Below are 10,862 nucleotides of genomic sequence, written 5' to 3'. Positions count from 1 at the left end.
CCGTAGAACAGCGCGCCTTGCGCCACCTGCCGACCCATCATGTCCATACTCCCGCCGCCTGGCAGGAGTGAATCACGCCTTCCTCGTCGTCGCAAGCACGCGTTTTTCAACAGTCTCGGACGATTTTGATCATCCTATCACCAGATCCCGGTTCGCTGGATCGCATGCTGGTATGCTGCATCGAGCTATCGAGTCCAAAATCCCCTTCCGCACCGGCTGCCGACGCCGCTCTTACAAAAAGCCGTTCTCATCGTATCGGCCCGCCTTGCGCAGCTGTCGGACGATGCCATTGAATGCAGCGGTTACGCCCTGTGCCCGGCCGATCTCGTTCTCCTGTGCCGCAGCATCCCAGTATAACGACAGCGGCCAGGGCTCCGGACAATGCGGCAGCAGACATCGCAACGCGAGCCGTACCTCGATGCCATCGACGCGTCCTTCCGAACAGCGCGCGACGCCCGCGCGGAGGATATGGACGGAGAGCGCGATCACGACTCGCTGGTGACGTGGCAAGCTCGCCATCGGATCAATGAAAGTCGTGCGACTTGAAGCGCACGACCTGTTCCGGATCCCTGCCGTCGGCATGCGGCGGCCAATAGCAGTCGCGCGGTTCTGGCTTCCACCGGTCGGCGTCATGACCGGGTTCTCCGCGATCGGGAGATCCTGGATGCTGCGCGGCGTCTCCGCGACCGGTCCGAGGCGGGAACGACATGTCGCCGACCTTCATCAGCAGGTCCCCGTACTCGACGATCCGATCGCAGATCACGTGGATCACCTCGCCTTCGCGCTGCACGCGCCCTTTCAACCCGACCATCGACGCCGACATCACTGTGCGATGCTGCGCCTCGAAACGATCCGGCCACAGGATCCCGTTGGCGATGCCGGTTTCATCCTCGATGGTGATGAACAGCACGCCTTTGGCGCTGCCCGGCTTCTGCCGGACAAGGATGATGCCCGCCACCTCGACGTGGCGGCCATCACGGATGGTGCTCAGGTCGGCACAAGAGCGCACGCCTTGTCGGGACAGCTCGTCGCGCACGAAGCTTAGGGGATGTGCGCGAAGCGACAGTTGCAGATTGCGATAGTCCTCGATGACCTCGCGCCCGTCGGTGAGTGGGCGCAGCGCTACCGCAGGCTCGATACCCTCGACGCTGCCGGCAACAGCCGCACGATCGGCGGCCGCGAAGAGGGGCAGCGGCGCCTCCCCCAGCCCCCTCACCTTCCACAGCCCTTGCCGCCGATCGGCGCCGAACGCGTGGAAGGCGTCGCCGTCGGCCAGCTTCTCGATCGAGGCGCGTTGCGCCCCCGATCGGCGCCAGACGTCCTCCACGCTGTCGTACGAGGCGGTTGCCCGAGCTGCGACGATCTTGGCCCCATCGGCGTTGGACAAACCGCGGATCACCCTCAGTCCGAGCCGGACGGCCAGATATCGGCTCCCGGTCGGCTCCAGCGTACAGTCCCAGCGGCTCGCATTGACGCAAGGCGGCCGAACCTCGACGCCGTGCTCGCGCGCGTCGCGCACGATCTGAGCCGGCGCGTAAAAGCCCATCGGCTGCGCGTTCATCAAGCTGGCGCAAAAAACGTCCGGATGATGATGCTTCATCCACGACGACGCATAGGAGATCTTGGCAAAGCTCGCGGCATGGCTCTCAGGAAAGCCGTAGGAACCGAAGCCCTCGAGCTGACGAAAGGTACGCTCCGCGAAGTCCCGTGGATACCCTCGGGCAACCATGCCTTCCACCAGTTTCTCGCTGAAATGGCTGACACCGCCGGTGAACTTGAACGTCGCCATCGCACGGCGCAGCGCGTCCGCCTCAGCCGGCGTGAACCCGGCGCCGACGATCGCAACCTTCATGGCTTGTTCCTGAAAGAGTGGAACGCCAAGCGTCTTTTCGAGAACGGCGCGCAGCTCAGGGCGTGGATACTCGGGGCGCTCAAGACCCTCCCGTCGGCGGAGATAGGGATGGACCATATCGCCCTGGATCGGCCCGGGCCTTACGATCGCGACCTGGATGACCAGATCGTAGAAGCGCCGCGGCTTCATGCGCGGCAGCATGCTCATCTGGGCGCGGCTCTCGATCTGGAATGTCCCGAGCGTATCGGCCTTCTGGATCATGGCGTAGACGCCCGGATCGTCGTCCTGCAGATCCTTCAGCTCCACATGCAGGCCCTTGTCCGCCTCGAGCATGTCAAAGGCGCGGTTCATGCAACCGAGCATGCCGAGCCCAAGCACGTCGACCTTCATGAACTTGAGGCTGTCGATATCGTCCTTGTCCCATTCGATGATCTGGCGGTCCTCCATCGCCGCTGGTTCGATGGGAACGAGGTCGTCGAGACGATCATGGGTCAGGACGAAACCGCCTGGATGCTGGCTCATGTGACGCGGTACACCGATCAGCTTGCGCGCAAGATCGAGTGTGAGACGCAGCCGGCGATCACCGATGTCGAGGTTGAGCTCGTCGACCTGCTTCTCGCCGACCCCTTCGGCGGACCACCCCCAGACCAGGCCTGCCAAGGAGGAGGTGAGATCCTCGGGCAAGCCCATCGCCTTGCCGACATCGCGTACCGCGCCGCGCGCCCGGTAACGAGTGACGACCGCGGTCAGCGCTGCCCTGTCACGCCCATAGGTTTCGTAGATCCACTGGATGATCTCCTCGCGCCGTTCATGCTCAAAATCGATGTCGATATCGGGGGGCTCGCGCCGTTCGCCCGATACGAAGCGTTCGAAGAGCAGTTCATGCTTGATCGGATCGATCGACGTGACCCCGAGCACGAAGCAGACGCACGAATTGGCAGCCGAGCCGCGCCCTTGGCACAGGATCCCACGCCGGCGGGCCTCACGCACGATCGAATGGACCGTCAGGAAGTAGGGCGCATAGCCGAGTTCGCCGATCAGCCGCAGCTCGTGTGCGATCTGGTCGCGATAGGACTTGGGCACGTTTCCGTCGAACATGCCCTCGACCGCTTCGGTCGCGAGTTGCTCGAGCGCCTGTTGTGCAGTCAGTCCCTCAATGACCCGCTCGTGCGGATATTGATATGCCAGTTCGCCGAGGTCGAAGGTGCACATCCGGGCGATGTCGACGCTCGCCTGCAACGCGTCCGGATAATCCTGGAACCTGCGTACCATTTCGTCGGGCGATTTGAGCGCGCGATCGGCGTTGACCTCGCGTCGATAGCCCAGTTCGTCGACGGAGCACTTCTCTCGGACGGCGGTGACGACATCCTGCAGCAGCCGCGCTTCCGGAGCGTGATAAAGGACGTCGCCGGTGACGACCGCGCGTATGCCCGCACCACCTGCCTGTCGCGCGAGCGCGTCGATGCGAACCGCATCACCTGGCCGACGCCGCTGGAACAGCGCCATATAACCCCGCTGCCCGAAGACCGCCTTGAGGTCGGCCAGCGCCTCAAGGTTCTCCTCGTCCGCCTCGTGCGGTAACAGGATCGCGATGACGGCGTCGGACCATGGCGCAAGATCATGCCAGTGCAGCAGACATGCGCCCTTCCCTGCCCGCTTCTTGCCGACCGTCAGGAGCCGCGTGATCCGCGACCAAGCTGGTCGATCCGTCGGATAGAGCAGGAGGCGTCGGCCGCAGGACAGATCGACCCGGGTGCCCGCAATCAGGCGAACGCCGGTCGCTTTCTGCGCCTCCCAGGCCCGGACCACGCCGGCCACGGTCCCGATATCGCTTACCCCGATCGCGGGATATCCGAGCAATGCTGCGGCAGAGAATAATTCCTCGGCAGACGATGCACCGCGCAATAGCGAGAAATGCGTGAGGACCTGCAACTCGACGTAATGGGTCATCCAAAGACCCCATGCATCCACCACGACAGATCGCCGGTGTTGTCCTCGAAGCCGTCGCCGCGCCGGAATACCCAGAACCGGCCGCCCTCCTCATCCTCGACCCGGTAATAGTCACGGATCGCCCAGACCTCGGCGTCACGCCGCCACCATTCGCCATGCACCCGTTCGGGACCATCGCCGGCGACGATCCGATGCACGCGCCCTCGCCATTCGAAGCGGCGCGGAGGTTGGTCCGGCATCAGCGCGATGACCCGGCCGAGGGGTTCGGGTCGAGCAAAGAGCCGGATGGGCCGCTTCCATGCCGGCCATGCGCCCGGCAGAGCGATGGGGTCGGATCGGATCACGGCGCGCTCGGGCACGTGGCTTTCGCGTGGGGCTGCGCGGTAGACGGCCTGGGCACCGATCCGGCCCGCGATCACGTCGACGAGGCGCGCTGGATCGCGCTTCTGTCGGTCGTCGACCAGCACGGCGCCCAGATCCACCGCGTCAAGCGGTTCGGTGTGCGGCGCTACGAGCCGAAACTGCTCGAAACCCAAGCCCGGATCGATCCGCTCGATCCTGAGCTTCAGCAGGCGAAGCAAGTGGGAAACTTCTCGCGTGGGTCGCGAAGTCCCCACGCCGACGATCTGTTCGGATCCATCGACCCGCAGGCCGGCGAACCGCAGCGACCGCGCGCCCAGCCCTCGCGCTTGCAGAACACGGGCAAGATCCCGCAGCAGATCGCCCATCACCTGCTCAATCGCCTCAGCGGTACCGATCGGCTCGAGCAACCGGCATTCAACGCCAGGAACCTCGGCATCCTCGCGGGGCGTGATCGGCTCCGCTACGGCACCCAACGCCTGATCGAGCCGAACGATCGCTGGCAGCCCGAGGCGCCTGGCGAGTGGTCCCCGAGCCACGGGCAGGAGATCTGCAATCGTATCGAAGCCGAAGCGTCGACACGCACGGAGCGCGGAGGGCGCAAGCCGCAAGGCGGCAACCGGCAGCGGCGCTAATGCATCCGCGGTCGCGCCCGAGGGTGCCCGTATGATCTCGCCGCGTCCGTATCTTGCCAGGGCATGCGCCGCTCCACCCGTATCGGCGACCGCGATCCGTGCGGAGAAGCCCGCCCGTCGGCAGAAGGCATGAAGACGGCGGCAGAACAGCTCCTCGCCGCCATGCAGATGCGCGCAACCGGAAAGATCGATCCAGATCCCGTCGTTCGGCGTCGCCGCTGCGACCGGCGACCAGCGTCGTACGGCGAGCAAGGCCAGGCGATCGAGCAACGCGCTATCCGCCTCCGGATCAGCCGGGCGGACGTCGAGGTCCGATACGAGCGCGCGTGCGTGGGTCGCCGCCATGCCCGGATACACGCCCAGGGCGCGCGCCCCATCGCACGCGGCGACGATGTCTTCTCGCCGCCCGACCTTGCCTACCAACGCCAGCGGCGCGTGCCCCAGCAATGGGAGGGGATGGGGCGATGTCGGAGCAGCCTGCACCATGGCCTTAAACGGATGGCTGGCCGCCTCCGACCGGCGACCGAGTTCGCGTACGGGGGGACGCGCATGCGTTGGAAGCGCTGCGATCTGTGCCTCAACAACAGCCCGCGTCGGCAGCCCTTGCCGCGCCCACCGGGCGCCCGGACGCCATCCGCCGCCCCGGGGCACCGAACAGTCCCCCGGATCGTCGTCGATCGGCACCTCGAGGACAGACCGTTCAGGCTGCTGCAGAGCGGACCGTTCCAGCCGCCTCAGCCGATCGATGGCTAAGGTCGGCAGGAACAGCGAGACGACCCGTCTCATCGCTGCCCTCCACGATCATGGTGAAGCTCTCGCCACCACGTTGGCGGCTGCACTCCAGCGAACAACGCGGACGACCCACCCCCGCGACCGCGAGGCGCTGGGACGAAACGGACCCGATGCGCCAGCGCGTCCAGGCTGCGGACGGCTCGTTGAAGACTTCCTGGCCGAGACGGCGCGCGCGGCGAAGGAGAAGAATGGGTATGTCGGCATCACCCGCGACGAGCTGCAAGCGTCGCGTCGCGACCATTGAAACCTTGCTCGCCTCGGCGACGATCGCACACGGCGTGCCGTCACGCACCGCGTCCTCGACCACCGCCAGGAGCGCGGTATCGTCCCTTGGCTGGGCATAGATCACGCTTGCGGCCGGCAGCCCCGCTTGCTCCAGCGCCGGCGCGTAGAGATCAGTGCGGCAGCTCACCCATAACACCAGACCGCCTGTGGCGATCGCTTCCCGCGCGGCGATGCCGGCGAGGAAGAGCGTTGCGGCCGCATCATCGGCGAGCGAGGGGCTGCGCGGCGTAGCTTCGTGCAACGCCCCCGCCCGTAAGCCCCCTCCCCCCAGCCGTGCGTCGAGCGCCGCGATGCCAAACGGCATGACCCTGAAGTCGGTCGCCGGCGAAGCGATCCTGCGCAAATGGTCAATGCCGGGGACGGCAGGATGAAGGGCGGCGGACATATCAGCTAGACTCAGTGTGTTCCCTTTATGTTCCGTAAAGTTGGCATTCGCGTCAAGACGATTCCGTGCGGCGGCATGGGACGGGTCGTGTGCGATCAAACCCGAGCTCGCCGGTCGATTCTCGCCAGGCCGACAAGAGGGGAGGCCGCCTCCGGCGTGTCGATCCGGTGATGAACACCGGACGGAAGAACGGAGTAACCTCGATGCGCCACCTACCCGCAGCCCGCCTCCTCGATGCTTCCGAGCTGGAGTTTGCCGCGCCATCGATCACGGCCGCCAGGGCGCTCGCCGTGATCATCGCCAGGAAAGACCCGGTAAAGCGGGAGTCGTTGCTGTGGCTTATGGAACAGGCGCACGGCACGTCCTCAGCCGACGGTCGCTGGTCACTGCGCGACGCCTATGACGTGCTGGAACTGGCCCAGGTCCTTTACCTCGCGACCGCGGACTTGCCCGCAGGGCCTGCGGCCTGCCTCGCGGAGCTCAACGGGCTGGTGTCCAACCTGCCGACCCATAGTGTGCGCAGCGAAGAGCAGATCGAGCTCCAGCAATTCTCAACGCCCGCGCCGCTGGCCTTTCTGGCGGCCCTTGCCGCGCGCATCGGGTCCGACGATCTCGTCCTCGAGCCCTCCGCCGGTACCGGGCTTCTGGCAACCTTCGCTCACCGGGCCGGCGCACGCCTTGTCCTCAACGAACTCGACGCGACCCGCGCTGCGATGTTGTGCGCCGCTTTTCCCGACACGACCGTCACCACGCATGACGCCGAGCTGATCCACGACTTTCTCGACCCGGTCATCCGGCCCACTGCGGCCCTGATCAATCCGCCGTTTTCGCGGAGCCTGGGGCGCCATGCCGATCCGCTCGCGGCCTTCCGACATCTCCGCTCGACATTGTCCCGGCTTTCTGTTGGCGGACGGTGTGCGGCCGTTCTCCCCGAACGGGTCGATACGTCAAGTCGAGCCTGGAAAAGGGCGACGGAGGGCTGCGCACTGACGTTGCATCTTGCGCTGCCCCCCAATGCCTATGCGAAGCACGGTACGGGTCAGGCTGTGAAGATCATGGTCCTCGAGAAGGGGCGCTCAGGAGAAGCAGAGCTGATCCGTTGCTCCACCCTCAGCGATGCCCTCGGACATATCGTGGCCTTCCCAGCGCCTACACGGGTCGCGGCGCCTTCATCGCCGGTTCCCAGGCCGTCGTCGTTGCTCGGTGCTCTTGCGGCTCGTCCCCGGCTGGCGACGCCACTTGCCCGCCCTACGCCCTCTGCCGTGATGCGGGACATCTCCTATGCGGTGCTCGACGATCCGGCACCGGTAGGCGAAGCCGCTGGCGTCTACCTTCCCTATCGACCAAGCCGCATTGTGATTGAGGACGCCGCGCAGCATCCAACCGCCTTGGTGGAATCGATCGCAATGGGGTCGATCACCGCACCGCAACCGCATTATGCGCCGAACCTTCCCGTCGCCATTCTCGAAAGCCAGGTCCTGTCGGACGCGCAGCTCGAGACGCTGATCTACGCTGGTGACGCCTTTCAGCGCGACCTTCCCGGCCGATTTCATCCCGGCGAGGAAGGCCTGACCCTGATTCCGGACGATGAAGGTCGCCCGTATCGGACGGGCTTCTTCCTCGCCGATGGAACCGGGGCGGGAAAGGGTCGGCAAGTCGCGTCTATCATCCTCGATCATTGGCTCCGCGGTCATCGCCGGCACGTCTGGATCTCGAAGACCGAAACGCTCCTTGAGGACGCGCGACGGGACTGGACCGCGGTGGGAGGACTCGCACTCGACATCCAGCATCTCAACCAATGGAAGCTCGGTACGGCCATCGGCGCCGGAGAGGGCGTCCTCTTTCTCACCTATGCGACGCTGCGATCGAGCCGCGGCGATAAGGGCAGTCGCCTCCAGCAGATCCTCGACTGGGCGGGTGATAGCTTCGAAGGTATGCTCGTCTTCGACGAAGCACACGAGATGGCCGGTGTAGCTGGAGGCGAAGGCCGGTTCGGCACGAAGGACGGATCGGATCAAGGCATCGCAGGCGTGCGGCTGCAGAACCTCCTTCCACGCGCGCGAGTCCTCTACGTCTCGGCCACCGGTGCCTCCGATGTGAACAATCTTGCCTATGCGACCCGCCTCGGCCTGTGGGGTCAAGGTACCGCCTTCGCGGATCGCCGCGCCTTCGTTGAAAGCTTGCGGCGCGGCGGTATGGCGGCCCTCGAGCTGATCGCGCGCGACCTCAAGATGCAGGGGCTGTACACGGCACGCGCGCTGAGCTTCGCGGGCGTGGAGTACGACATCCTCGAGCATCAGCTCACCGACGATCAGATCGCCGTATACGACGCCTATGCCGATGCCTGGGCGATCATCCACGCCAATCTTCGTGCCGCACTGGACGCAACGCGGGTCACCGACAGCTTTTCGAAGGACACGTATAACGGGGGTGCAAAGGCGGCCGCGCTGTCGATCTTCGAATCCACGAAGCAGCGCTTCTTCGGCCAGCTTCTGATCGGCATGAAGCTCCCCGCCCTCATTCCCGCCATGCGCACCGATCTGGCGCGCGGTGACAGTGTGGTGGTCCAACTTGTCTCGACATCGGAAGCGATGCTCAATCGCGCACTGGCCGGGCTCGGCTCACAGGAACGCGGCAATCTCGACATCGAACTCTCACCCCGCGAGTTTCTGATGGACTATCTAATCGCGGCCTTCCCCGTTCGTCAGATGAAGACCTTCGTCGATGACACCGGCAAGACCCGGTCGGAGCCGATGTGCGACGAAGCGGGTCATCCGGTGTTGAGCCAGGAGGCGCTCGAGATGCGCGACACCCTGGTCGAGCAGGTCGGTGCGCTGCCGATCGTCGAGTCCGCCCTCGACCATATCATCGGTCATTTCGGCCCCGACGCCGTCGCCGAGGTCACCGGCCGTAGTCGGCGCATCATCGTTGACGTCGGTGGTCGGCAGCGAATTGAGAACCGTTCAGCGCGCACCAATCTCGCCGAAACGGACGCCTTCATGCGTGGTGCGAAGAAGATTCTGATATTCTCGGATGCAGGCGGCACCGGTCGCTCGTACCACGCGAGCCTTTCAGCCGAGAACCAGTCCCGGCGTATCCATTATCTCCTCGAGCCGGGCTGGCGTGCCGATGCGGCGATCCAGGGCCTCGGTCGAACCCACCGGACCCACCAGGCAGCGGCACCGCTTTTCCGACCGGTGTCCACCGATTGTCGAGGCGAACGCCGGTTCATTTCGACGATCGCGCGACGGCTCGACAGCCTTGGTGCACTGACCCGCGGCCAACGCCAAACGGGGGGGCAAGGACTTTTCGATCCGCGCGATAACCTCGAGAGCGACTATGCACGAGAGGCGCTCGAGACATGGTTTCGCTTGCTCGCCGAGGGCAAGCTTCGCTCGATCACCTTCGCCACGTTCCAGCAGTTGACCGGGCTCGAACTCGAAGGTGAAGGTGGCGGATTGAGGGAGGATCTACCCCCCATCCAGCGCTGGCTCAATCGCATCTTGGCACTGCGCGTCGCTCTTCAGAACGCCATCTTCGACGAATATCTCGGCCTGATCGAAGCCCGGGTTGAAGCGGCTCGGGAGGCTGGGACGCTCGACGTCGGCGTCGAGACCATCAACGCCGAGCGAATTACCATTCTCGATCGAACGGTGATCAGGCGCGATCCGGTCAGCGGAGCCGAAACCGAGATCCTGCGCCTCGAAACAGAGGAACGCTACAAGCCTATCTCCGTGGAACAGGCATTGCGCCGCCTCGGCGACGATGCGCGGCCGATGGTCAATCGGAAGTCCGGCAAGGCGGCCATCCGCTGCACCACCTTTTCCCTCACCGATGATGACGGCGAAATTGTCCGCCGCTTCGAACTCATCCGGCCGACCCGAACCGAGCGGATGCGCCAGGACCTGCTGCTCGAGACCATGTGGGAGGAAGCAAGCGAGGAAGAGTTCTCGACGCTTTGGTCAGCCGAGGTCGACGATCTGCGCGGCAAAACCCGCACCAGCACCATCTATCTGGTGGCCGGCCTGCTCCTGCCTGTTTGGGACCGCCTTCCGGACGACCATGTCCAGGTCTGGCGTATCACCACCGACGATGGCCAGTCGTTCCTCGGACGTCTGGTGCCTGCGCCGGTCGTCCCGAAACTTGCCGCCGCTTTCGGGATCGAGGCAGCGATCGTTGTCTCAGGGGAGGATACCGCCAAACACGTGCTGGGCACCGGCGAGATGGCGACGCTTGGCAGCTACAGGCTGAAGCGCAGCCTGGTGGCAGGTGAGCATCGGCTCGAACTGCTCGACTGGCCATATTCGCGCCTCGGGGAGTTGAAGGCGGCCGGGTGTTTCACCGAGATCATTCAGCACAAGACCCGCCTGTTCATTCCTGTCCGGGCGGCCAGTGCCGTGATCGAGCGGATCGCCGTTTGATCACCCGCACGGCCCCGGCGTCACTCATTGGGGGCATAACATAGAACGAGCACGAAACGGCGCTTCGCCTATCGGAAAACCCGGCCGGGTTGACTGTCGCGCATATTGGCCATCCGGCATGGATTGTCGTGTCGAGATCGCGAGGGGCGCGAACAGTTGTCTTAAAACTGCTATTTGGCACC

5 protein-coding genes are annotated in these 10,862 nt (G+C 65.0%); 1 reads left to right on the top strand and 4 read right to left on the bottom strand.

Translation table 11 applies throughout. The features are described from left to right. Nucleotides 1-231: 231 nt before the first annotated feature. Genes ACP7A3_RS20200 through ACP7A3_RS20185 form a run of 4 tightly spaced genes read right to left on the bottom strand, consistent with a single transcriptional unit; the run spans nucleotide 232 to nucleotide 6,259 of the window. Nucleotides 232-489, bottom strand: a complete 258-nt coding sequence (locus ACP7A3_RS20200) for a hypothetical protein (protein WP_241768967.1) — start codon at nucleotides 487-489, stop codon at nucleotides 232-234. A gap of 34 nt (nucleotides 490-523) precedes the next feature. Then, nucleotides 524-3,802: an error-prone DNA polymerase gene (locus ACP7A3_RS20195; RefSeq protein ID WP_116462973.1), complete on the bottom strand. Its 3,279-nt coding sequence runs from the start codon at nucleotides 3,800-3,802 to the stop codon at nucleotides 524-526. Next, nucleotides 3,799-5,583 (bottom strand): DNA polymerase Y family protein, encoded by a 1,785-nt coding sequence (locus tag ACP7A3_RS20190; RefSeq protein ID WP_241768968.1) that lies wholly within the window; start codon nucleotides 5,581-5,583, stop codon nucleotides 3,799-3,801. Before ACP7A3_RS20190 ends, ACP7A3_RS20195 begins: the two co-directional genes overlap by 4 nt. Continuing rightward, complete coding sequence (locus ACP7A3_RS20185) at nucleotides 5,498-6,259, bottom strand: ImuA family protein (RefSeq protein WP_174521628.1); 762 nt, start codon at nucleotides 6,257-6,259, stop codon at nucleotides 5,498-5,500. The genes ACP7A3_RS20190 and ACP7A3_RS20185 overlap by 86 nt, the downstream gene beginning before the upstream one ends. A gap of 203 nt (nucleotides 6,260-6,462) precedes the next feature. Here ACP7A3_RS20185 and ACP7A3_RS20180 point away from each other — a divergent pair, with 203 nt between their 5' ends. After that, on the top strand, nucleotides 6,463-10,680 hold the full coding sequence (locus ACP7A3_RS20180; protein WP_426256978.1) for a strawberry notch-like NTP hydrolase domain-containing protein: 4,218 nt from the start codon (nucleotides 6,463-6,465) through the stop codon (nucleotides 10,678-10,680). Nucleotides 10,681-10,862: the final 182 nt, after the last annotated feature.

The organism is Sphingomonas sp. DC5200-1, assembly GCF_049897245.1.
GTDB lineage: Bacteria > Pseudomonadota > Alphaproteobacteria > Sphingomonadales > Sphingomonadaceae > Sphingomonas > Sphingomonas aquatilis.
Note: the sequence above shows the minus strand (reverse complement) of the source record. Positions and strands in the feature narration are given on the sequence as shown.